Annotated in this window: 21 protein-coding genes, 1 tRNA gene and 1 other RNA gene; 15 read left to right on the forward strand and 8 right to left on the reverse strand. The window is 39.9% G+C overall.

Going from position 1 to position 23,200, the window contains the following annotated elements; translation table 11 throughout:
• The first annotated feature begins 179 nt into the window (after positions 1–179).
• Entirely contained in the window at positions 180–569 is a 390-nt protein-coding gene (locus NPY00_RS05295) for a hypothetical protein (RefSeq protein WP_269021032.1), read from the forward strand.
• 353 nt (positions 570–922) lie between these two features.
• The gene (locus NPY00_RS05300) at positions 923–1,744 is read left to right on the forward strand and encodes a lambda exonuclease family protein (protein WP_269021033.1); all 822 of its coding nucleotides are present in this window, start codon (positions 923–925) and stop codon (positions 1,742–1,744) included.
• Between the two features lie 50 nt (positions 1,745–1,794).
• Here NPY00_RS05300 and NPY00_RS05305 read toward each other — a convergent pair.
• Positions 1,795–1,869, reverse strand: a tRNA-Thr gene (locus tag NPY00_RS05305).
• Positions 1,870–2,042: 173 nt separating this feature from the next.
• On the opposite strand from NPY00_RS05305, the gene NPY00_RS05310 reads away from it, so the two are divergent.
• Entirely contained in the window at positions 2,043–2,189 is a 147-nt protein-coding gene (locus NPY00_RS05310; RefSeq protein ID WP_269021034.1) for a hypothetical protein, read from the forward strand.
• Positions 2,190–2,354: 165 nt separating this feature from the next.
• Positions 2,355–3,650, forward strand: coding sequence for a UDP-N-acetylglucosamine 1-carboxyvinyltransferase (gene murA / locus NPY00_RS05315; protein ID WP_269021035.1), 1,296 nt, complete (start codon positions 2,355–2,357; stop codon positions 3,648–3,650).
• Positions 3,651–3,746: 96 nt separating this feature from the next.
• Here the strand turns inward: murA and NPY00_RS05320 are convergent, their stop codons facing one another.
• The 7 genes from NPY00_RS05320 to purE all read right to left on the reverse strand — a co-directional run bounded on the left by NPY00_RS05320 (position 3,747) and on the right by purE (position 8,817).
• The gene (locus tag NPY00_RS05320) at positions 3,747–4,568 is read right to left on the reverse strand and encodes a TIGR00282 family metallophosphoesterase (RefSeq protein ID WP_269021076.1); all 822 of its coding nucleotides are present in this window, start codon (positions 4,566–4,568) and stop codon (positions 3,747–3,749) included.
• 18 nt (positions 4,569–4,586) lie between these two features.
• Positions 4,587–5,195: a 5-formyltetrahydrofolate cyclo-ligase gene (locus NPY00_RS05325; protein WP_269021037.1), complete on the reverse strand. Its 609-nt coding sequence runs from the start codon at positions 5,193–5,195 to the stop codon at positions 4,587–4,589.
• 109 nt (positions 5,196–5,304) lie between these two features.
• Positions 5,305–5,463: non-coding RNA, 6S RNA (gene ssrS / locus NPY00_RS05330), on the reverse strand.
• 85 nt (positions 5,464–5,548) lie between these two features.
• On the reverse strand, positions 5,549–6,352 hold the full coding sequence (locus tag NPY00_RS05335; protein ID WP_269021038.1) for a tetratricopeptide repeat protein: 804 nt from the start codon (positions 6,350–6,352) through the stop codon (positions 5,549–5,551).
• A 7-nt stretch (positions 6,353–6,359) separates the two neighbouring features.
• Entirely contained in the window at positions 6,360–6,485 is a 126-nt protein-coding gene (ykgO, locus tag NPY00_RS05340) for a type B 50S ribosomal protein L36 (protein ID WP_269021039.1), read from the reverse strand.
• 717 nt (positions 6,486–7,202) lie between these two features.
• Positions 7,203–8,318, reverse strand: coding sequence for a 5-(carboxyamino)imidazole ribonucleotide synthase (locus NPY00_RS05345; protein ID WP_269021040.1), 1,116 nt, complete (start codon positions 8,316–8,318; stop codon positions 7,203–7,205).
• 1 nt (position 8,319) lies between these two features.
• Entirely contained in the window at positions 8,320–8,817 is a 498-nt protein-coding gene (purE, locus tag NPY00_RS05350) for a 5-(carboxyamino)imidazole ribonucleotide mutase (protein WP_269021041.1), read from the reverse strand.
• Between the two features lie 535 nt (positions 8,818–9,352).
• Between purE and infA the strand changes: the two genes are divergently transcribed.
• The 11 genes from infA to NPY00_RS05405 all read left to right on the forward strand — a co-directional run bounded on the left by infA (position 9,353) and on the right by NPY00_RS05405 (position 23,162).
• Complete coding sequence (infA, locus tag NPY00_RS05355) at positions 9,353–9,571, forward strand: translation initiation factor IF-1 (RefSeq protein WP_269021042.1); 219 nt, start codon at positions 9,353–9,355, stop codon at positions 9,569–9,571.
• A 460-nt stretch (positions 9,572–10,031) separates the two neighbouring features.
• Entirely contained in the window at positions 10,032–10,676 is a 645-nt protein-coding gene (locus tag NPY00_RS05360; protein ID WP_269021043.1) for a Maf family nucleotide pyrophosphatase, read from the forward strand.
• A gap of 79 nt (positions 10,677–10,755) precedes the next feature.
• Entirely contained in the window at positions 10,756–10,932 is a 177-nt protein-coding gene (gene yacG / locus NPY00_RS05365) for a DNA gyrase inhibitor YacG (RefSeq protein ID WP_269021077.1), read from the forward strand.
• 336 nt (positions 10,933–11,268) lie between these two features.
• The gene (gene clpB / locus NPY00_RS05370) at positions 11,269–13,881 is read left to right on the forward strand and encodes an ATP-dependent chaperone ClpB (RefSeq protein WP_269021044.1); all 2,613 of its coding nucleotides are present in this window, start codon (positions 11,269–11,271) and stop codon (positions 13,879–13,881) included.
• A 1,166-nt stretch (positions 13,882–15,047) separates the two neighbouring features.
• Positions 15,048–15,380, forward strand: a complete 333-nt coding sequence (locus NPY00_RS05375; RefSeq protein WP_269021045.1) for a hypothetical protein — start codon at positions 15,048–15,050, stop codon at positions 15,378–15,380.
• 303 nt (positions 15,381–15,683) lie between these two features.
• The gene (locus NPY00_RS05380; RefSeq protein ID WP_269021046.1) at positions 15,684–17,009 is read left to right on the forward strand and encodes a PBSX family phage terminase large subunit; all 1,326 of its coding nucleotides are present in this window, start codon (positions 15,684–15,686) and stop codon (positions 17,007–17,009) included.
• Complete coding sequence (locus NPY00_RS05385; protein ID WP_442864034.1) at positions 17,009–18,856, forward strand: portal protein; 1,848 nt, start codon at positions 17,009–17,011, stop codon at positions 18,854–18,856. Before NPY00_RS05380 ends, NPY00_RS05385 begins: the two co-directional genes overlap by 1 nt.
• Before the next feature lie 48 nt (positions 18,857–18,904).
• On the forward strand, positions 18,905–19,648 hold the full coding sequence (locus NPY00_RS05390; protein WP_269021048.1) for a hypothetical protein: 744 nt from the start codon (positions 18,905–18,907) through the stop codon (positions 19,646–19,648).
• A 143-nt stretch (positions 19,649–19,791) separates the two neighbouring features.
• Positions 19,792–20,913, forward strand: coding sequence for a N4-gp56 family major capsid protein (locus tag NPY00_RS05395; RefSeq protein WP_269021049.1), 1,122 nt, complete (start codon positions 19,792–19,794; stop codon positions 20,911–20,913).
• An 89-nt stretch (positions 20,914–21,002) separates the two neighbouring features.
• On the forward strand, positions 21,003–21,698 hold the full coding sequence (locus tag NPY00_RS05400) for a phage adaptor protein (RefSeq protein ID WP_269021050.1): 696 nt from the start codon (positions 21,003–21,005) through the stop codon (positions 21,696–21,698).
• Complete coding sequence (locus tag NPY00_RS05405; protein ID WP_269021051.1) at positions 21,699–23,162, forward strand: hypothetical protein; 1,464 nt, start codon at positions 21,699–21,701, stop codon at positions 23,160–23,162.
• Positions 23,163–23,200 lie beyond the last annotated feature (38 nt).

Raw genomic sequence — 23,200 nt, forward strand, 5'->3', positions numbered from 1 at the left:
AATACCCAAGACTCTTTTGCTCATTGCTGCTGTTTGAATGTCATAAAAAGTAAAAATTTATCTTTTATTAAAGATAAAAATAATTGACATCTCCTCAATAGAGGATATAAGACTAATCTTATATTTGATCCTGTCAAGATCAAGATCTGTGTTATCAACGATTCAAAGGGAAAAAAATCATGAACAAGATTGCATTCGTTAAAGAGGATGAAGTGTTGGTCATCATTTGTGAACAAGAGGAAAGTGGGGCTTATAATGGCCCAATCGAACAAGCAGAAGAGGTGCTGGAAATTGTGGAAGAGCATGACACTGTGCAAAGACTTTTAAGACTCGATTTGAAAACACTTCACGCCGATGATGTGAGTGAACAGTTGGCCGATGTGTATATGCAAAATCATGAAATTCACGCATATAATAATGAATTTCAACCGTTCATTCTCGAGAGTGATGCGTATCATATTTATCTCGATAAAAAAAATGCACGGGACTATGAAGATAGGCGATACGGTTCTTATGAACAGCAACATCGTTTGCGCTCATGGGATGTTTTGGCAGATTATTGGGGGTGAAATCAAAGGCTAACGTATCTCAAATGGTGTCTTATAAAATCTCATTATAGTATGACAAAATAAGCATAACACAATTAAACTTGAATCGCAAAATCGAATGCATACCTCCCCCTTTTAAAGGGAAAAAGAAAAATGATTCGTGAAAAATTTGGTTCATTTTTATCAAAAAGATGCGTTTTTTCTCGTTGAAGAAAAAATGATTCAGGATGAGTTTTATCCTCAAAAATAAAAAATATCTCTTCTTCAATCAAGAGAGCAGGTTTTGTGTGTAAAAAACATGAATCGCAAGACTTGTAGAAAAAAATGCTTTTCCAAAAGAAAAACTGGTCAAAAAAAGGGGGAAATAACAGACCATGCCTGTGATTATGGATTGTATTCAAGGAACACATGAATGGCGACAAGCGCGCAATGGTTTAATAACAGCATCTTTGTTTGAAATGATCATGGCTCAAAAGAAAAATGGTCAGAAAACACAAAAATATCATGCCGTCATGATGAAACTGGCTGGAGAAAAAATCACTGGGACGTATGTGGATGAAGGAACAACCATTCCCATGCGACGGGGAACAGAATTAGAACCAAAAGCACGCCAACTTTATGGATCACTTACCCAGACAGAGCCCCAAACAATTGGATTTGTTTTATCCGATGATCGAAAAAAAGGTTTTTCTCCAGATGCTTTTATTGGAACAGACGGGATCTTGGAAATTAAAACAAAAAAACCTGAACTGTTAATCCCTTATTTTGATCAAAATACTTTTCCGGCGGAACATAAAGCACAGTGTCAGGGAGGATTATGGATTGCACAACGCGAATGGATCGATTTGATGATCTATTGGCCAGATATGCCGCTTTTGATTAAGCGAGCTTATCGCGATGAAGCTTATATTCGTAAACTTGAAAATGAAATAAGCCGGTTTAATGAGGCTTTGGACAGGATGGTGCATAAAATTAAAAATGCCGATACAAAAATCATCAAACAGGAGAGCAGAAAAAGGCAAGGCGAAAGAGACGTTTGTACAGAAGAGAAAAGCTTGGAAGAGAGGCAGAGGAGTCCAAAACGGCAAACCTATAGAAAAGGTCGCGCAGGAGTACAAAGATTAACGGTAAGCCCGAAGAGGAGAAAAATAAAAAATTATGGAATGTGGATGAAAAATCTTAGAGAGTGGTCGTGAAAAGATTTTTAAGAGAAAAAAGAAAAATGGCCAAAAAAATGATTCTTTAATGGTGCTGCGAGAGAGGATTGAACTCTCGACCTCTCCCTTACCAAGGGAGTGCTCTACCACTGAGCTACCGCAGCACTGTCCTTCTGGGCGCCTTGTGCCATATTGTGCTAAAATAGGCAAGAGAGCATTTGTTTCTCTGTGTGAGAAAATGCTATTTGATTAAAGAAAAAGTGCTTTTTGTGGAATTCCTCTTGAAAAATATTATGCGTTTGTTTAAAGAGCACAAAAATGCTCAAAAGGTTGTGCCATGACACAAATGGATGAACAAAAAGAAATCATTAATCATAAAGATGAAAAAATGAGACAGCGCCAAGACAGATTGGCCAAGCAATTGCGCGAAAATCTTAAACGGCGCAAAGAACAAAGTCGTCAAAGAGCACAACACGAAATATAAGAGACCTTGTGAGCATCAATCTTTTCGCAATATTTTTGCAACTAAACTTCTCGATGATTCGTTTCAAAAAAATGGTTTAAAAATAAATTTCCCACGGGACTAGAGCCTTTTTTATCTTGAACAAAAAATTCAAGGGGTGGGGAAAGAGAGATAAGTGAAAATATTATGGATTCTATTCAAATTATCGGCGGACAATCTTTGCATGGCGTTATTCCAATTTCAGGAGCAAAAAATGCCGCATTGCCTCTTATGATTGCTGCTTTGTTGACTGAAGAAACGCTGACTTTAGAAAATGTACCCCATCTTGCCGATGTTGAGCTCCTTATTCGAATTCTCAATAATCATGGGGTCGATTATGCTGTCGAGGGGCGAAGGGAAAATAAACAATTCGCGGATGCAAGAACAATTCATTTTACAGCACAAAAAATCGCAACAGTCTTTGCTCCTTATGAACTCGTTTCAAAAATGCGCGCAAGTTTTTGGGTGCTTGGACCCCTGTTGGCGCGCTGTGGTGAAGCTTATGTGTCTCTCCCCGGAGGCTGTGCTATTGGAACACGACCCGTGAATTTCATCCTAGAAGGATTAAAAAGTCTAGGAGCGCATGTCGAAATCGAAAAAGGATATGTGCATGCAAAAGCACCAAAAGGACTCAAAGGGGGAACCTATCGTTTCCCTAAAGTAACTGTCGGGGGGACGCATGTCATGCTGATGGCAGCGGTTTTGGCAGACGGAAAAACAATTCTTGAAAATGCAGCCTGTGAACCAGAAGTTACAAACCTGATCCAAGCTCTCAAAGCAATGGGAGCAAAAATCACCGGAGAAGAAACATCAACGCTGATTATTGAAGGGGTCGAAAAACTTAACGGAGCAAGAGTACGCGTTATTGCTGATCGTATCGAAGCGGGAACATATGCAATGGCGGTGGCAATGACAGGGGGAGATGTGTTGCTCAAAAATGCAAACCCTCATCATCTCAAAAAAGTTCTACAGGTGCTGGAAAATACAGGACTCACAATTCAAGAAAAAAATGACGGCATTCAAGTGCAACGAGACAAAACGCAAACAAAAATAAGCCCTGTGAATATCAGAACAGGACCTTATCCTGAATTCCCAACCGATCTCCAAGCGCAATTTATGGCATTGATGATATGTGCTCAAGGAGAGGCTTATATTACAGAAACAATTTTTGAAAATCGATTCATGCATGTCCAAGAATTAGTACGATTGGGCGCATCCATTACCCTGAATGGACAAACGGCAACCGTTCATGGAACCGATCAATTACAGGGTGCAGAAGTGATGGCAACAGATCTGAGAGCTTCGGTGTCTCTTGTCATTGCAGCTCTCGCAGCGCAAGGAAAAACAATGGTCAATCGTGTTTATCATCTCGATCGTGGTTTCGAACGATTGGAAGAAAAATTGGCACAGTGTGGCGCAAAAATTCAACGCATCTCTGTTTAAAAATAAGAATACGAAGAAGATCAAAAAACAAAACTCTTGAAAGAGAATAAGATCATTTGTTTCATGAACAAAAGTGTGAAAAAAAGCACAAAAAATCTACCAAAAATCTGGGACTTCGGGCTTTAAATGAGGGCCAATACGCACAGCAGATACCTTTTCTGCTAAACCTGTACGATCTGAAAGTTCTACCGCTAAACCACAAAGAGTGGCTGGACCTCGCGCAGGTTCAAAATGATCCTGCTTTTTTTTATAAAGAAAACGATATAAGGGCTCTTCTTTATCCATGCCAAGAGAGGAATTATAATCACCACACATGCCAGCATCTGACATATAGGCACTACCGCCTTCTAATATTTGTGCATCAGCCGTAGGAATATGGGTATGAGTGCCAACAATAACACTCACACGACCATCAAGAAAATGGCCAAAACATTGCTTCTCGCTGGTGGCTTCTGCATGAAAATCAAAAATAATGGCATCAGCCTGTTCATTCAAAATACAGGCTGAGACAATTTTTTCTGCAGTTTCAAATGCATCATCAGCATCGCAGGGCATAAAAATATTGCCAAGAACATTGGCAACAAGAATACGTGCGCCATTTTTTGCCGTAAATAAATCAGAGCCCTTTCCAGGAGTGCCAGGAATAAAATTTGCAGGACGTAAAAAACGATCACTATAGGAAGCGTATTTCAGTGTCTCTTCACATTGAAAGGCATGATTGCCTGTGGTGACAACATCAACACCAGATGCTAAAAGATCTTGATACGTTTCTTCCTTTATGCCAAAACCATTCGAGGCATTTTCACCATTAACGACAATAAAATCAAGTCGCCATTTTTCCCTTAAAATCGGAAGATGATCAAAAACTGCTGAACAGCCCGTAGCACCAACAATGTCACCTAAAAATAAGAATCGCATAAGCGTTTTAATCACACTTTAACATTGGAGAAAACCCTTTTCTGTGAAAATGCCTTGTAAAACAAGATCATGCTCGGCTGCAGGAATGGATTCAACTTCCTGACAGGAAAAACCAAGACCAAATAATTGCACAGAATGTCCGTTTTGCTTAAGTTGTGCAATGGCACGGTCATAATAGCCACCACCATAGCCAAGGCGATGACATTGGGCGTCAAATGCAGAAAGAGGAACAATAATAATCGTTGGGGCAACAACCGCGTGAGACGCGTCGGGACCAAATGTGCCAAACTGCATGGATTCTAAAGATGCCTCTTCGGAAAATGTACGAAAAACCATCGTTGTGCGGTCAAGAATAGCCGGTAATGCCAAAAAACCACCCTGCGATGAGACAAAATGGAAAAGGGGACGCGGGTCAATTTCTGAGCGAATGGGCCAATAAGCCGCAAGAATAATTTGAGAAAAATCTGCGATCTGTTGTGTGAAATAATCGGTCGCGTGAGTACAGGCGCGCTGTGAAAAAACATGACGCTCAGAAGGCGAGAGGCGATTGCGTTGCGATAAACCAACCTGACGCAAATGTGAGCGGATCGATGAAGTGCAGTGTGAATTCTTGGTAGTTTTTGACATCGCTGAACCAAATATTTCACAAATCAAACCAAAAAATTCTTTAATAGTGTTTTGGTTCGATAAAGAAATTCGTTGTATCTATAAATTGTGCTTTATCCATAAAACAAAGTGGTGAACCACAACAACCGATGGAAAGATTGATTCCGAGAACCTACTCTGTAGGTGGGCGCCATATGAAAAAGCCCACGAGCTTTTTCAGGGACAGCTCCCTTTGAAATCAATAAGGTCTCAGGAATACGTTATTTCCTGTCGAGAAGCGCAGTACACCTCTTTCAGTATAAAACAGTTTTCTATGTTCGCCTAGACAAAAAATGATGAAAGAAGAGAGACTTTAAACATAAAGGAAAGAAAACTTAAACTTCTTGATCCAAATATTGATCTAAAAGAAAACCAATCCGTTTTTGAAGAGAGCGCATTTGCGGATAATAATGAAGAGCCGTTTCATAAGCTTTGATGGCTAAGGAAAAGCGTTGGGTGGATTCCATGATAATGCCAAGCTCAAAATAGGCTATGTAATTTCGAGGTTCAAGTTGAAGAGCTTGAGATAAATCAAACATTGCAAGTTTGAAATCGCTCAATTGAATATGAACCCAAGCACGCCTCACCCAAGCTTCTGCGTAAGTGGGAGAAAGAGCAATGATGGTGTCAAGATAATCAAGAGTAAGACCATAATTCCCAGCATTGATGCTATCACTGACCCATTCCATTAAAAGATCAATCGTTTCACTGCCTGATTGTAACCATAAACGCTGAATTTGCTGACTAATCATTTTAGCATGATGTGCGTTAGCACAATGTTTCAAGTCTATGAGTAAACGATTGATTTCTGCTTCTTTACGCTGTGCAAATGAACGAGGATCAGAAAAAATAGCCGTGTCTGACTCTTCAATTGCAAGTGATGTGGAACCCGTTTCAGGAGAAGAAGACGGTAAGGGGGTGGGGATAAGGTCATCCGGAGACAAAAGAGATTGAGGAAGAGAATCTTCAAACGGAAGAGAAGGGAAATTATCTTCATAGCTTTCTCCATAACTCGGAGAAAAAAAACAAAAAAAACTAAGAAAAAAAATAAAAAAATTACGCCCTGATGCTCGTAAAATACAGAAAAAAAACGATAAAAGCAGTAAAAGGCACCATGCCTGTAAAACAGAAACAGGCATAAAAAGGTTAGCCTTGGCGCGCTCTAAAACGCGGATTGGTTTTGTTAAGGATATAAATACGACCTTTGCGACGAACCATACGGTTATTGCGGTGACGTTCCTTAAGAGCTTTGAGCGAATTTTTAATTTTCATTCTATTCACCATCTATAAACACAAAAAATTGAGTGTAATCTTACAAAAATAAAATACAAAATTACACGCAAATACAATGCAATATCACACACTTTATTATTGTTATTTCTTATTCTGGTTACAAAAAAAGACTTTTCTTTAAAAAAAAGTATTCAACAAGCAACAGTACAACAAAAAAATGCAAAGCGCACATCACTGCAAGTTGCACAGAATAAGCAAAAATTACAAAAAAAATGTGAAGCTCTTCTAACAGGAAGTCTCATCTCTGTCAAGCGAACTCCTTTGAGTTCAATACTCGATAAATGCAAGGATTAAATCGACAAAAATAAGCTGAAAACAAAGAATCTTAAAGCCAAAAATAAAGAAGAAAAGAGAAGAATTGATACAATTTGAAAACAAAAAGAAAAGTGGACTCTGTTGGCGCGAAAAAGACAAAAAAATGAACGGTGTAAGAGGCTTTGTTTGAGTGATGTGCGTTGTTTGAGTGATGTGCGTTCCGCTTGTCTATCGATCCACTTGTCTATCGATAAAAAAGGATGGTGAAAAAAATGTCCGTGCAGGATCGTGAAAGAGAAAAATGGGAAAAGAACAGAATGATGAAAGAGAAAAATGGTGAAAAAAAGCTTGAAAAAAACTCAAGAGGAAAGGTTTCTTTCCTCTGAGTAAAAAATCAATAAAGAAGCCTATCTCTCTGAATATCGTACACGTAAAGAAAAGCTATTTCGTTCTCTCTTGAATCATTGTGGCAGGACCCGTTAATTGGATGACGTGCCCCATTTTTCGCGCAGGGCGGACGGAATTTTTACCGTATAAATGCACCGATGCCGATTCCTTCTTTAAAAAATCCCAGAAATCATTCAGATTATTGCCAAGAAGATTGGTCATTTCGCAATCGCTATGACGCTGTGTGCTGCCTAAAGGTAACCCACAAATAGCACGGATATGCTGCTCAAATTGCGAGGTCATACACGCTTTTTGTGTCCAATGACCAGAATTATGCACACGAGGCGCTAATTCATTCACCAAAAGACGCCCATCAGCTAAAACAAAAAATTCAATACAAAGAACACCAATATAGTGCAAAGCATCCATCACCACAAAACTGATCTCTTGGGCAGCCTTTTGGACAGCATAGGGAGCATGTGATGGCAGAAATGTTTTGTGAAGAATGCCGTTTTTATGCTTATTCTCACAGCAGTCATAGACGGCTTTCTCTTTTTGGAGATTGGAAGAGGAAATAACAGAAATCTCTAATGAAAAAGGAACAATCTCTTCCAAAATAGAGGGTTGATGTTGAAGAGCAATTAAAGCTTTGTCAATAATTTCTTCACTCGGATTATGAAGAGCAATCTGATTTTTACCATCATAACCAAAACGGCGCGTTTTTAAAAGACCACGGCCGCCTAAGGCTGAAAGCCCAGCAATGAGAGACGAACGATCATTCACAGCATGCCATGAGGCTGTCCGGATACCGTGTTCATTGAGAAATTGTTTTTCAAATAACCGATCTTGTGCAATTTCTAAAGCGTGGGATGAAGGAAAGAGAAGAGCTTCGTTTTCGATATATTGAACCGTTTGGAGAGGAATGTTTTCAAATTCATAGGTGATAACATCGCACATCTCTATCAGGCGATTTAAGGCTGAAAAATTGTCATAAGAAGCAATAATATGCTTGTTAGCCGTTTGAGCAGCAGGACAATCCGAATCAGGACAAAGAATAACAGTTTTAAAACCAAGTTCGGCAGCTGCAATGGAGAGCATTCGAGCTAATTGACCACCACCAATTAAACCAATCGTACTTCCCGGTGATAAACCCTCAGATCGATAGATCATCTCAAACCTCAGTCGTGGGATAGTCAGCAACATTGGCTGTTTGTTGGTGGCGCCAATCTTCTAAACGCTGAGCAAGATTAGGATCATAAACAGCCATAACCGCCGCTGCTAAAAGCGCTGCATTAATAGCGCCAGCTTTACCAATGGCTAAAGTGCCAACCGGGACACCAGCAGGCATTTGCACAATCGATAGCAAAGAATCTTGACCCGATAAAGCCTGAGATTGGACAGGAACGCCAAAAACAGGCAAGGAGGTTATCGCAGCCAACATGCCCGGAAGGTGAGCGGCTCCGCCAGCGCCGGCAATCAAAATTTTAAAACCTGCATCTTTTGCAGATTTTGCAAAACTATAAAGGCGATCAGGCGTTCGGTGAGCCGAGATAATACGAGAAACATGAGAAATACCAAGGCAGGTTAAAATATCTGCGCTGTGGCGCATTGTTTGCCAATCCGATTGGCTTCCCATCAAAATCGCCACGTCACATGAGTGTTGAAGCATTATACGTCCTTTTTCTTGTCAAAATGCGATTCAGTTTTTATTTAAAAGTTTTACACTTTTTTTACAAAGTCAATCGAGAAGAAAAATACTTTTTATTCAATGTCATAAAAAGAAAATTCCTTCCAAGATGAGAAAAGATATCGATTCTCTTGAATAAGAGAGCACATTTTTAAAAAGGATCGAATGTTTCAAAAGGTGATTTTTAAAAATAAAAATGAACAAATAAGGGGTGAAATCGTTTAAAAATGTATGATAAAAAGAAAATATACGTAATGTATGTTGAATTTTTGTTCACAAACTTAAGAAAATAAGATATGAACGCTGCACAATAAATTTCATGGTAACGCAAAAAAAATAAAGCGTTAACTCTCTATAAAGTCAATCAATAGACAATAAAATGAATGAATAGATTAAAAATGAATGAATAGATTATGAAAATAACTAAACAATGAATGCATAAACTATCATTTAAACTATAATTAATGTATAAACCATAATTTAAAAATGTGTAAACCGTAAAGGAAATCATTGCTCTATGTCGAAAGAAGAAGTTTTGGAATTTTCCGGTGTTGTTACTGAACTGTTACCAAATGCGATGTTTCGCGTGAAATTGGAAAATGATCATGAAATTATTGCTCATACAGCTGGAAGAATGCGCAAAAATCGTATTCGTGTATTGGCTGGTGATAGAATTATGGTCGAAATGACACCTTATGATTTGACAAAAGGGCGCATTACCTACCGCTATAAATAAATCATAACAGCGATAAAGCGAGTGTGTTAAAGGGGCGTTGATCCTGAAAACGCTTCTCTGCTCCTGAAAAAGTCTCTCTTCCTCTTATGAAAAAAATAAGTGACTCTTATGACTAAGAGGCAATGTTTTTTCTCTTGCTGAGATAAAAAATAAGCTTACATAAAACAAAAAAGCTGGCATCAATTGCGTAAAACAAAAGAATTTCAGGATAGTTTTTGAGGAAAAATAAAAGATGTCGGGCGCAATAAGAAGACCTTTAAAAATATTGCTCAAACTATCACGTGATGCAGAAAAATGGAATGTTAAGGAAAAAAGACAGACCATGAGGATCGCAAGATATAGGCCATGAATATCAAGATATAGGCCATGATATAGGCCATGAGTATCAAGATATTCTGAAAATGTGTTAAGTTTGTTCGGTGTGCAAGAGTCTTGAAGAGATGAACAAAAGGGATGTGTCATGAAAGTCGATTTGATGCTTGCTTCTGCTTCGCCGCGTCGTCTAGCGCTTTTGGCGCAAATCGGTGTTGATCCAGATCAGGTTTATGCGGCGAATATTGATGAAACGCCAAAGTTAAAAGAGCATCCCGCAAATTTAGCAAAGCGCTTAGCAAAAGAAAAAGCTCTCAAAGCACAAGAAAGTCTTTTATGGCGTGTGCAGAATAATCCCCAAAATGCTGTTGCCGAAAAAAAACTGATTTTAGCAGCCGATACAGTCGTTGCTGTGGGGAAAGTCATCGTGCCAAAACCTGAAGGAGAAGAAGAGGCGCAAGAATGTTTGCAATTTCTCTCAGGAAGAGAACACAAGGTTTATGGAGCTGTATGTGTACTCAATGAACGAGGAAAAAAAACAGTAAAATTAGTCGAAAGTCGTATCCGTTTTAAATATTTAACAACCGAAATGATCAAAGCTTATTTGGATTCTGGTGAATGGCAAGGAAAAGCAGGCGGATACGCTATTCAAGGAAAAGCAGGAGCATTCGTTGTCAACCTTTCCGGTTCCTATTCCAATGTTGTCGGCTTACCCTTGGCTGAAACAATGGATCTTTTGGTCGCTTATGGGTATGCCGTGCTCCCCAATTGGACAGAAGAAAGAGATAAATAGGCAAAAAATGATGAAACCATTCGAGCCATCAGAAAAAACCAAAAAACAACACGAAAAAATAAAAGAATGCAGTCAATCAATGATCCCGCAAAAGAAAAAACGCCTCCCGCGTCCTTGTCCAGAGTGCGGGAAAATGTCACAGGATAAGGCTTATCCCTTCTGTTCGTCACGATGTCGAGCCGTTGATTTGAACCGTTGGCTTTCAGGGGCTTATATCTTACCGCCGCCGCCACAGACAACGGATGAAGAAGAATAACAAAGGCCATAAAAAACAAAAGGCCATAGAGAAAATAAGCTTAAAAAGAGTCAAAAAATAAACCTCTCAACAGTCATTTCCTTTGTAGGGGAAAAGTCTGTTGGGGGGTGAAAAGAAGAAGAATGCTAGGCAGTAGTGTTCTCTTCTAAGAGACAGTTCTTCTTTTTTTAGACCTCTTGCTCTGAGCGCTGAAAAAACCCATATTCATACAATAAGGGGGTATTCTTCAAGTCAATATAAACAACAAGCTGTTGAAAGAAACTTTATAAGCGTTGAGGAGTTTTTTTAAAAACTCTGAAAAGAAAAAATGCGACGGCAGGCAAGGAAAGGGAAAAAATGAACTTAGAAAAATATAGCGAGAGAATTCAAGGATTTTTACAAGTCGCTCAAAATTATGCGCTTTCTTCTGACAATCAGCAATTTATGCCAGAGCATTTCTTAAAGGTTCTTTTAGACGATGATCAAGGACTGGCAGCTTCTTTAATTCAAAGAGCTGGAGGTGATTGGGCCGTTATTCAAAAAAAACTGACAGAAGCATTAAATGCTTTGCCTAAAGTGCAAGGAGGGAATGCCCAGCTTTATATGTCGCAGCCGCTCGCAAAAGTTTTCGCAATGGCAGAAAATATCGCGCAGAAAGCAGGAGATCAGTTTGTCACTGTTGAGCGTGTTTTGCAGGCTCTTCTGATGGAAGAAACCGCAAAAACAGCAGAAATTTTAAAAAGTGGAGGCTTAACGCAACAAGCGCTTAATCAAGCAATCGAGGCAATGCGAAAAGGAAAAACGGCAACAAGTCCCCATGCGGAAAGCCAATATGATGCTTTGGAAAAATATGCACGCAATTTGACAAAAGATGCCCGTGAAGGAAAACTCGACCCTGTGATTGGACGAGAAGAAGAAATTCGCAGAACCATTCAAGTACTGTCACGCCGCACGAAAAATAATCCCGTGTTGATTGGAGAACCCGGGGTGGGAAAAACCGCAATTGTGGAAGGATTGGTGTTGCGGATCGTCAATGGAGATGTGCCTGAAACGCTCCGTGATAAGCAACTCTACGCGCTCGATATGGGAGCATTAATCGCCGGAGCAAAATATCGAGGAGAATTCGAAGAACGTTTAAAAGCCGTGCTAGCAGAGGTGCAGGCCGAAAACGGACAGATTATTTTGTTCATTGATGAGTTGCATAATCTTGTGGGGGCTGGAAAATCCGATGGACCAATGGATGCATCCAATTTACTTAAACCCGCTCTTGCACGCGGAGAACTCCATTGTGTGGGGGCAACAACACTCGAAGAATATCGAAAATATGTCGAAAAAGATGCCGCTTTAGCCAGACGCTTCCAACCCGTCTTTGTGTCTGAGCCAACAGTCGATGATACCGTCTCTATTTTGCGAGGAATCAAAGAAAAATACGAACAACATCACAAAGTGCGCTTGGCAGATAATGCTTTGATTGCAGCAGCACGTTTGTCAAACCGCTATATCACCGATCGCTTCCTCCCCGATAAAGCCATCGATCTTATCGATGAAGCCGCAGCGCGATTAAGAATGCAAGTGGATTCTAAACCAGAAGAACTGGATGCAATCGATCGGAGAATCTTGCAATTGAAAATTGAACGAGAAGCTTTGAAAGCAGAAGTCGATCCTTCTGAAAAAGAACGCTTGCAAGCCGTGCAAAACGAACTCGATATCTTAGAAAAACAATCCGTTGAAATGACAAATGCTTGGCAGGCAGAAAAACAAAAATTAGGACATGCCGCTGATTTGAAAAAACAACTCGAAGAAGCACGAAATGCTTTGGCGATTGCTCAGCGAAGCGGACAATTTCAACGCGCAGGAGAATTAGCCTATAGTGTCATTCCAGAACTCGAAAAACAACTCAGTGCCGCTGAAAGTGATGATTCGAAAAATAATCTCGTTGAAGAAATCGTAACCGCAGAACATATCGCTCAGATTGTATCAAGGTGGACCGGAATCCCAGTCGATCGTATGTTGGAAGCAGAGCGTGATAAGCTCTTGCGGATGGAAGATGAAATCGGAAAACGTGTCATTGGACAAGAAGAAGCCGTTCAAGCGGTTGCTCGAGCGGTAAGGCGTGCACGGGCAGGTCTACAAGATCCCAATCGACCCATTGGATCTTTCATGTTCTTAGGGCCAACAGGGGTTGGAAAAACAGAGCTCACAAAAGCTCTCGCCGCTTTTCTTTTCCAAGACTCAAATGCAATGCTGCGCATTGATATGTCTGAATATATGGAAAAACATGCCGGTGCTCGATTGATTGGGGCGCCGCCAGGATATGTCGGATATGAAGAAGGAGGCGTGCTGACTGAAGCTGTCAGGCGCAGACCTTATCAAGTCATCTTATTCGATGAAATCGAAAAAGCGCATCCTGATATTTTTAATCTCTTATTGCAAGTGCTCGATGAAGGGAGATTAACCGATGGACAAGGGCGCACCGTCGATTTTCGCAATACTTTACTCATTATGACATCAAATTTGGGCGCTGAGTTTTTAACAGCTCTTCCAGAAGGGCAAGGAATCGATAAAGTCAGAGACAACGTTATGCAAGCTGTAAAAGCCGCATTCCGGCCCGAATTCCTCAACCGTATTGATGAAATTATTCTTTTCCAAAGACTGCAACGAAAAGATATGGAAGCAATCGTCGATATCCAGATGCATCATTTGCAAAATTTGCTCAATGAACGAAAAATAACATTGAAAATCGAACCAAATGCCAGAGAATTCATCGCTCATAAAGGATATGATCCGCTCTATGGAGCAAGACCTTTAAAACGGATTATTCAAAAAGAAATTCAAGATCCTCTCGCTGAAAGTATTTTGCTTGGAAATATCCAAGAGGAAACAACCGTCAAAATTGTAAAAGAAGGAGATCAATTGGCTTTCTATCCGGTAAAACAAAAAAATGAACAAGAAAACCTTAAACAAGAATAAACAAGTAAAAGAGAGAAAAGAAATCAATAAGAGAGAAAAAGAAAATAAAAGTTGACAAGGTAAACCTAAATAGATAGTATAAAAGCATAATTAAAGTTCTGTCTTGATAAAGCTTCTTTGAAGTAGAGAGGGAATTCAAGAAAGTAAAAAGAAAAATAGAAGATGTTCTCAGTTGTATGAGGAAGTTGGTTTTTCTTGAAGAAAGAATTTATAAACAGCGAGTGTTTAAAGTGGAATTTCACGGGGGGATTATTTCGTGGAGGATGACACTACCGTTGTTGTATCTGTAATGAACTTTCGGTAGGTTTTGCTGTATTATATATTTGCTAGGTTGTATATGTCTTTTGTCATATCTCGCCCTGATCGTGTATCAGGGTTTTTTTTTAAGTGATAGTATTATTGTTCTCGAAAAAAGATCGTATGTGCTGAATAAACCAGCATGAGAGCTGAATGAAGAGCCTAGTAGCTCAATGAAGAGAGTATGTGCGCGCTTATCCTTTTCATTTCATAATAAAATGGTTATTGGGCGGTTGTATGCAATAAGATCATTGCATGGGAAGAAAATCCTCAAATGATTTGAGATTGAAAAAGAATGTAAAAAAATAGGAAAAAAGCTCAAATTCCTTCATTCTTAGAGAAATCAATGAGCAAAGATCAATAAAAATAGAAAACTAAAAAAGAGAAAGCTCTCTATAAAAAGCAGATCTCATGATGAAAAGTGCAGTGCATGTGTGAAATGTGGAGGCACTCTCTCTTAAAGAGTAAAAAAATTGAAAAATGTATCGTCTGTCTTACCATGATGTTCATGGAAGAGGAGGATTTTCTTATGTGTTGAGGATAGAAAATCTTGCATAGGAAAATGAGGGACAGCACAGCAATCATGCACTCTATGAGGATAAAAATTCTTCAAAAGAAGATGAGCCAACAATAAACACAATAAAAGATTGAAAACACAATAAGAAATTAAAAAGTTTCTTGTGGAGACATGATTGTCATTGAGGATGTTTGTGTCGTTGTGAACAGTATGCGCGAGTGGTTTGCTGGGATCGAGACCTTGGTTCAACGATGTCTACGTATAATTGGGTTTGCGTATCGTTGGTGATGATAGGCATTGCATGGATAATGCTTGTATATAAATAAATGAATTCAATTGAAAGAAAACGAGGATGACAGATAAAAATACGCTTCCCTCACGAGGAAGAGGACGCCCTAAAGGTGCATTGAATAAAACAACAAAATTGCTCAAAGATGCTATTTTAAAAGCTGCTGAAAAAGCAGGATATCATTATGGTGAAGAGGGCTTGGTCTCTTATCTGCAATATCATGCGGTGAATAATCCTGGACCTTTTTTCTCGCTCTTAGCAAAAGTTTTACCTATGCAGGTAACAGGAGAAGGAGGACACGATGTTAAAACGGTTTCGCGTGTTGAGATTGTGCCTGTCATTCCAAATGAAACAATGTCAACTGCTCAGAATGGATCGGACAGTGAGTGTTCATAAACGCATGTGGGCATTTGTTTAAAAATTCATTGATGCTGTTTGTACAGTCAATGATCAAACATTGACCTTGAAGTGAGTAAACAAAATTAAATTGAACAGATAAAATTGGATAAACTGTTGCTTTTTCTATGGGCAGAGTGATGCCAAAAATGTTTGCAGAAAAGTGACAAGGTCAAAAATCGTATAAGCAAACACCACGTCAGAGGCGTTGATCCAAATGATGTGTCGAGATGATCGACAAAAGTGCTGATGATATAGCGTGCGATAAATTTAAAATAATCTGATGAATGATCTTATCTTATTATGACGATTGCTAAAGTTGCTCTTATTCCAAAACTCATTCCTGTTTTTTCTGGAAAAGCAGATATTCGTGCTGCTTGGGGAGGACGGGGATCGGGAAAAACAAGATCCTTTGCTTTGATGTCTGCGGTGGTTGGATATCAACATGGAAAAGCAGGAGAACGAGGGGTTATTTTATGTGCAAGACAATTTCAAAATTCACTCAGTGAAAGCTCATTGGAAGAAATTAAACGCGCCATTGAATCCTATCGTTTTTTGAGAGACTATTATGAAATCGGGGATAAATATATCAAGTCAAAAGATGGGCGTATTGTTTATGCTTTTGCAGGATTGGATCGCAATATTGCAAGCATTAAATCAATGGGGCGTATTTTGTTGTGTTGGGTTGATGAAGCTGAACCCGTAACCGAAACGGCTTGGCAAACCCTCATTCCAACGCTGCGAGAAGAAGGAAAAGATTGGAATTCTGAATTATGGGTGACATGGAATCCTTTACGGGAAAATGCGCCTGTGGAAAAACGTTTTCGAAACGTAAAAGATCCTAATATTAAAGGCGCTGAGATTAATTGGCGAGATAATCCTCAATTCCCAGATAAACTGAACCGAGATCGTCTAGCAGATTTAGAACACAGATCAGAGCAGTACCAACATATTTGGGAAGGGGATTATCTCCAAGCTGTGCAAGGAGCTTATTACCAAAAATTACTCCTGCAAGCTGAACAGGAAGGACGCATTACCTACGTGCCAAGGGATCCTTTGATGCAGATCAAAATTTTTTGGGATATCGGAGGAACCGGCGCAAAAGCCGATGCAACGGCTTTGTGGGTGGCGCAATTTGTGGGTCGTGAAATCCGCGTGCTCGATTATTATGAAGCGCAAGGACAACCTCTCTCAGAGCATATCGGGTGGGTGGGCCAAAAAGGATATGAAAATGCGCTGATGGTTTTACCCCATGACGGTGCGACAAAAGATCGTGTTTATAATGTGAGTTTTGAAAGTGCTCTGCAAGAAGCTGGATTTCGAACCACTGTTGTTCCTAATCAGGGAGCAGGAGCCGTTAAAATGAGAATTGAAGCGGTGAGGCGTCTCTTCCCAGCGATGTGGTTTAATCGGGAAACGACAAAAGCAGGGCGAAAAGCACTCGCATGGTATCACGAAAAACGAGACGAACAGCGCAATATCGGCTTGGGAGCCGAACATGATTGGGCAAGTCATGGGGCCGATAGTTTCGGTCTCTTGTGTATTGCCTATGAACAACCAAACATTAAACCACAAAAAAATGCTTATCAATCTTCCCATCATTCTCAAACATCATGGATGGCTTTTTAATGAATATCTATACATCTCCTTTGAATTCGCCGGAAGCTTCTGCAAATGCAGGGGAAACAATCGAACATCAGGCGCTCTTTAAAAAACTCGTGCAGTGGTATCATGATGATATGGCTCATGTTGAACAGTGGCGAAAAAATGCGCAAGAAGACTACAATTTTTACAATGGGCGGCAGTGGAATGAGCAAGATCTCGCTGTCTTACGAGAACAAAATAGACCCGTCATGACCTTTAATCGTGTTGCTCCTTTGGTCAATGCTGTCATTGGTGCAGAGCGAAACAATAAACGACAAGTGCAATTCATTCCAAGACAAGAAGGAGCAGCTCTGGCAAACCAAATCTTAACAGGAGCTGCTGAATGGTTTCGCGATGAAGCAGGAGGGGAATACGAAGATTCCGATGCTTTCCAAGATGCTGTTATTTGTGGCATGGGATGGACGGATACGCGTCTGGATTATGAAGAAGATCCAAAAGGAAAACCTGTCATTTCGAGGTTAGATCCCATGAAAATGGTGTGGGATGCAAGCGCTTCAAAACCCAATCTCATCGATGCACAGCATATGTGGTATATTGATGAAAAACCGCTAGAAATGGCTAAGGAAATGTTTCCTCATGTTCATTGGAGTGATCTTCATGCAGATTGGGCTCAACACTATACACCCTCTTATGCAACGCAAGCAGGAGAAGAGAGCGCGGCATATGATGAGATGAACTTTCAGGAACCGAAAATGGTGACGTTGGCCGAATGTCGCTGGTTTGAACGCGAAGTGTATTATAAAGTTTTCGAGCCACAGACAGGACAAGTTGTTGATTATTCTGAAAATCAATTACAAAATCTCAGAAAACAATATCCAGAAGTTCAAGCCACAAAACTTACCCGAAAAGTCGTTAAACGCGCTTTCTTGGGAAAAAAATTACTCGAAGTTCCCGATCAACCATTGGTGCCTTCTCATCAATTGGGGTGGGAGTGTATTACTGGCTATTTTGATAAACTCAGTCGGCAATTCTATGGAATTGTGCAAGCAACAAAAGATCCGCAACGTTGGGCCAATAAGTATTTTAGCCAAGTCATGTATCTGCTCAATAGTCAATCAAAAGGCGGAATCATGGCCGAACGAGACGCTTTTGATGATGATCGACAAGCCGTAGAAAGTTGGGCGAGAGCGGATAGTATTACATGGCTTAAAAATGGTGCTGTGGCTTCGGGAAGAATTCAACCAAAACCTGTGGCACAATTTCCCAATGGCTTTTTTCAGCTCTTTAATGAAGCGAAAGGGGCTATTTTCCAAGTAACAGGATTGTCGCCTGAGTTTGTCGGTATTCGTGCCATTAATCAACCAGGCGTTTTGGAAGAGCAAAGACGGCAATCCTCTCTCAATATTTTGGCATCATTCTTTGATGGTTTGCGCAGATATCGGCAACGACAAGGAAAAATTATTCTCTATCTCATTCAAAACTATCTCTCAGATGGACGATTGGTACGTATCGCAGGAGAAGAAAACGCAAAATATGTGCCGCTCACACGCGAAATGATGACAAGTTTGGAATATGATATCGTTGTTGATGATGCGCCAACAAGTCCAAATGAAAAAGAACGTACATTCTCGATTATTACGCAGTTACTCCCTTTGATGCAAAATTTCGCAACACCAGAAATCATGCTCGATTTATTGCATTATTCTCCGTTGCCGGCGTCTCTTATTCATAAAATTGAGACAAAAGTGCAAAAGCATAATCAAGAAAACAATAATCCTCAAACAACGCTTCATCACAGTGGTGAAAATGAAACCGATAAAATAACGCAAGAAATCTTGCAGATGCTTCAAGCCGCTCAGCAAACTTCTTGATTGTTCACAATCATATTTTATCAATCAAAAAAGGAGAAGGCCAAGACAATGGATACAGAAAACATAACAGCGGAAGAACAAAATCAATTCATGGCAGGAGCTCTGCAAGAAGGTGAAGAGGGTGAAGCAAGAGAAACTGCTACAGAAAATATCAACAATGAACCTGAAAAAAATGTCACAGATAATCAGTCTTTGCAAAATGGGGAAACGCCGCCAGATCCACAAAAAGATTTTATGGGCTATATGCAATGGCTAGGAAAAGCCGTGCAACGACAAGAAGCCGAACAAGAGAAAAAACAACAAATACAAACGCCACCCGAACCAGAACAGTTGCGCTCTTTTTTTCAAAATTCTACAGCTCAGGTGAAACAAAAATATCATGATTTTGATCAAGCCGCAAATTTTGTTTATGATATGCGGGCAACGCAATTGTCTGCTTTCTCTTCAATTTATCCCGAGATGGCTGATCCAAAAATCATTGATGAAATGATTGGAGAAGAACTCAAGCAAATCGTTCATGATTGTGCACGAAAAAATCAAAACCCTGCTGAAGTCATCTACGCTATGGCGCAAAAAATTGGCTATAAAAATCAACAAAACAGTCTTGTTGACAATATACAAGAGAGAAAAAATTCTGCACGCACACTTTCCGCCTATAATGGTTTATCAACCAATGGCCCCATTTCTTTGGCCATGATCGATAAAATGTCCGAAGCAGAATTTAGTCATTGGATCAATGATCCTAAAAATAAAGCGACTTTTAATCGTTTAATGGGGGGAGAGGATCTATAAAAAGAAGGGGGAAAAACTGTAAACAAAAACAATCTATACGAAACACTGAAAATATCCACGCTTGTGAAAAGAAAAAAAGTGGCAACTCAATAACCGGCCTTGTGCCGGTTTTTTTATATCAATCATTTTGAAAAGAGGAAAGAATGGCTGTAACTCATGTCGATATTAATGATGCATTAGCAGTCCGTACATGGTCAAAACTGCTCAACCAAGAAGTGTCAAAGGCAATTTCTATTGCTCCCCTGATTGGGAGAGATTCAAATAGTATTATTCAATTGAAAGAGGAAACAAATAAAGCCAGTGGTGATGCCATTACCTTTAGTTTGCGTGTGCAATTACGGGGAGATGGTGTGAGCGAAGGAGAAAGGCTTGAAGGAAAGGAAGAAGAATTACAATTTTCTAATGATCGATTGGTCATTAATGAACTCGCTCACGCGGCTCGTGTTAAAAATGAAGGCACAATTGATCAACAACGGCTTTTATATAATTTACGAACAGAAGCTAAAAATGGATTAGTGGATTGGTATGCAGATCGATTGAGTATGATGTTTTTTATTCAAGTGTGCGGATATACTGAAAAAACTATGAAATTTGAAGGAGAAGTCATCTCTCTTAAACCTGTCCATTATGGTTTTAATGCACCAAAATCACCAAGTGATAAACGCATTATTCGTCCTAAAGGGAAAGACAAGGATGAAATCCTGAGATCAGACGATATCTTTACTCTTGAATTGATTGATCAAGCAGTGGAACGCGCTAAGCTAGCAAATCCAAAAATTAGACCCGTGCGGATTGATGGAGAAAATGTTTATGTTCTCTATCTTCATCCAACACAAGTGCGACAGTTGCGAACCAATACAGCTGAAGGCCAGTGGCTTGATATTACCAAAGCGATCTACAGTGGAAGCCGTATGAAAAACCCAATCTATAATGGCTCTTTGGGCATGTATAACGGGGTTATTTTACGCGAGTCTGAACATGTGACGGAAGGTGTAAGCACAACAACAGAAACAGAAGGACGTCTTTCAAATATACGGCGAGCTGTTTTGCTTGGTGCACAAAGTGCTGTGATCGCTTTTGGTAAAGGTCGTGCAGCAACACGTTATCAATTGGTTGAAGAACTCTTCGATTATGAGCGTGAGTTCGGTGTGGCCGCAAAAACCATTATCGGAATGAAAAAAACACGGTTCGAAATCCCAAGCTCTTCACAAGGAGCTCAAGATTTTGGCTCAATTGTGATCTCAACTTATGCACGCATGAGTTAAAATTTACTGCAAAAAATTTTTGATCTCTCACTCTCTCCCAACGCACTGTGATGTTGGGAGAGAAATAGAAAAAAGGATTGTGGATATCGATGACTGTTTTATCTCTCAACGCTCAGGATTTCGACTTCAAAATGCTAGAGCAGCCGAAAAATTTTGATCATATGCTGACACTGATTCAAGATGAAATTGATGACACAACGAATGAATATTGTATTCAAATTCAAGATTCAATTTTGGCAGCTATTCGATTGTGTGAGCGGGAACCTTTTTTCTTTAATGAAAAGAAAAAAACAACCTTTAAAACACAAAGAGGACAAACATGGTATGGAGAAAAAGATAACCCTTTGATTGCAGGAGGTATGGATATTGAGACCATGCTTTTAAAAACAAAGGCGACAACATATACGCATCTTTTTTATAAATCCGTTGAAAATGTGCAAAACGAAGAGGGAGATCACCTATCGCAAGGAACTCCCGTTTGCTACACAGTGTTTGAGCAAAAAATAGGGCTCTTTCCAACACCTCAAGAAGTGAACACGGTTCAGATCTTTTATAAGACACCTCGCTTTGTTGATGGAAAAAACATGCAGGAAGGTGATTTTTGGTGTGTTCATGCTTTTGATTTGATTAAAGCGCGGGCAAAATACGAGCTTTATAAAAATATCCTTAAAGATCCTGAAGCCGCTCTTGTGTCTTACAATGATTTTCAAGAACAGCTCCAACTCTTACGTTGTGAAACATCACGCCGAAATGGCCAATCCAACATTCTGGCAACGGGGTTTTAAATGGCTTTTTTTCCAATCGCTGATTATCGACCCGATGTGGCAGATATTAATAGCATCTTTACCGATGAGTTAATTAATGTTTTGCCAGCAGATGGATCTTACCTGCCTATGCCCAATTTTATACCAACGTCAGATCCTTGCCCGGATCCTATTTTAGGCGCAATCGCTGTCAAAACAAAAAATGGAGTGGCCGTTATTGTGGGAACGCCGAAAAAAATATATCTCCTCGATAACACAACACAAATATGGAAAGACGTGAGTCGAAAAGAAAACTCCTATCTGGCAAATGTTGATGCTCCGTGGTCCTTTGCTTTGTTTGGCGATTATATTATTGCTGTCAATGCCAATGATAAGCCACAAGTCATTGATTTAAGTCATGAAGAAACATTTAGAAATTTAGGAGGAAATCCTCCACAAGCGGGGATCGTTCGTGTTTGGGGAGATTTCGTCTGTTTAATGAAATTAACAGAATATCCAAGGCGTGTGCATTGGTCGGGCTTGAATGATGCAGAATGGTGGACTGTTGGAAAAAAAAGTTGCGATTATCAAGATTTTCCCGATGGTGGATATGTACAAGGAGCAACAGAAACAACAAACCCTATCATTTTTATGCGTTCTGCAATTTATGCTGGTTCCTTTATTCCTGGGTCTAAAATTATTTTCAGTTTTCAAAAAATTCACGATAAACGGGGGGCTAAAAATCCAGAATCAATCGTGTGCCGTGGCGATATGGCTTTTTTTGCTGATGAGGGGGGATTTTATCAAATTACCAGTGATGGACGCATTATACCTATCGGATTTGAGAAAATTGATCGAACAGTCACAGAAAAAATGAGCCATAATAATGCATCGACTCTGTGGGCGGCTATCGATGGTATTTATAATCGCGTTTATTGGATGTTTGATGCGGATGACACAATCAAAGAACGGACTTTACTCATTTATGATTGGGGATTGCAAAAATGGACAAGAGCGACCATCAATGTAAAGATGATCTTGCCAATTTTCCTTGCAGGATACAACTTAGATAGCCTTGACCAGGTGTGCGAAAACCTTGATGATTTACCGTTTTCTCTCGACAGCAAAGTGTGGAAAAATGAATCGCCTATTCTTGGGGCTTTCGATCATGAAGGAAGGCTTGGGGCGTTTTCTGGAAGTCCCATGTCTTGTGTGGTGGTCTCTCAGGAAATGGGACAGACAAATGGCATCGTAACCCGTGTGAAAAATATCATGCCACAGGTGAATAGCGCAGAGTTTTACGTCTCTGTGGGGATCCGTTTGCGTCAATCTCTCAGTGAGAAAACGGTTTGGCTTCCTGCAAAACAACCATCCCGAAATACAGGGCAAATCCATTGCCGTGCTCGAGCACGATTTTATCGCTTTAAACTGGAAATTCCTGAAGGAAACCAATGGTCTCGTGTGACAGGGTTTGATGTGGAACTGAAACCTGCCGGAATGCGCTGAAACTTTGATTGAAAAATGAGACCGTGGTTGAAAAAAAT

Source organism: Bartonella sp. F02 (genome assembly GCF_026929975.1).
Classification (GTDB): Bacteria; Pseudomonadota; Alphaproteobacteria; order Rhizobiales; family Rhizobiaceae; genus Bartonella.

Coding starts and splice junctions, on each gene's coding strand:
- NPY00_RS05295 (WP_269021032.1), top strand. CDS start 180: ATGAACAAGATTGCATTCGTTAAAGAGGATGAAGTGTTGGTCATCATT.
- NPY00_RS05300 (WP_269021033.1), top strand. CDS start 923: ATGCCTGTGATTATGGATTGTATTCAAGGAACACATGAATGGCGACAA.
- NPY00_RS05310 (WP_269021034.1), top strand. CDS start 2,043: ATGACACAAATGGATGAACAAAAAGAAATCATTAATCATAAAGATGAA.
- murA (WP_269021035.1), top strand. CDS start 2,355: ATGGATTCTATTCAAATTATCGGCGGACAATCTTTGCATGGCGTTATT.
- NPY00_RS05320 (WP_269021076.1), bottom strand. CDS start 4,568: ATGCGATTCTTATTTTTAGGTGACATTGTTGGTGCTACGGGCTGTTCA.
- NPY00_RS05325 (WP_269021037.1), bottom strand. CDS start 5,195: ATGTCAAAAACTACCAAGAATTCACACTGCACTTCATCGATCCGCTCA.
- NPY00_RS05335 (WP_269021038.1), bottom strand. CDS start 6,352: ATGCCTGTTTCTGTTTTACAGGCATGGTGCCTTTTACTGCTTTTATCG.
- ykgO (WP_269021039.1), bottom strand. CDS start 6,485: ATGAAAATTAAAAATTCGCTCAAAGCTCTTAAGGAACGTCACCGCAAT.
- NPY00_RS05345 (WP_269021040.1), bottom strand. CDS start 8,318: ATGATCTATCGATCTGAGGGTTTATCACCGGGAAGTACGATTGGTTTA.
- purE (WP_269021041.1), bottom strand. CDS start 8,817: ATGCTTCAACACTCATGTGACGTGGCGATTTTGATGGGAAGCCAATCG.
- infA (WP_269021042.1), top strand. CDS start 9,353: ATGTCGAAAGAAGAAGTTTTGGAATTTTCCGGTGTTGTTACTGAACTG.
- NPY00_RS05360 (WP_269021043.1), top strand. CDS start 10,032: ATGAAAGTCGATTTGATGCTTGCTTCTGCTTCGCCGCGTCGTCTAGCG.
- yacG (WP_269021077.1), top strand. CDS start 10,756: ATGATCCCGCAAAAGAAAAAACGCCTCCCGCGTCCTTGTCCAGAGTGC.
- clpB (WP_269021044.1), top strand. CDS start 11,269: ATGAACTTAGAAAAATATAGCGAGAGAATTCAAGGATTTTTACAAGTC.
- NPY00_RS05375 (WP_269021045.1), top strand. CDS start 15,048: ATGACAGATAAAAATACGCTTCCCTCACGAGGAAGAGGACGCCCTAAA.
- NPY00_RS05380 (WP_269021046.1), top strand. CDS start 15,684: ATGACGATTGCTAAAGTTGCTCTTATTCCAAAACTCATTCCTGTTTTT.
- NPY00_RS05385 (WP_442864034.1), top strand. CDS start 17,009: ATGAATATCTATACATCTCCTTTGAATTCGCCGGAAGCTTCTGCAAAT.
- NPY00_RS05390 (WP_269021048.1), top strand. CDS start 18,905: ATGGATACAGAAAACATAACAGCGGAAGAACAAAATCAATTCATGGCA.
- NPY00_RS05395 (WP_269021049.1), top strand. CDS start 19,792: ATGGCTGTAACTCATGTCGATATTAATGATGCATTAGCAGTCCGTACA.
- NPY00_RS05400 (WP_269021050.1), top strand. CDS start 21,003: ATGACTGTTTTATCTCTCAACGCTCAGGATTTCGACTTCAAAATGCTA.
- NPY00_RS05405 (WP_269021051.1), top strand. CDS start 21,699: ATGGCTTTTTTTCCAATCGCTGATTATCGACCCGATGTGGCAGATATT.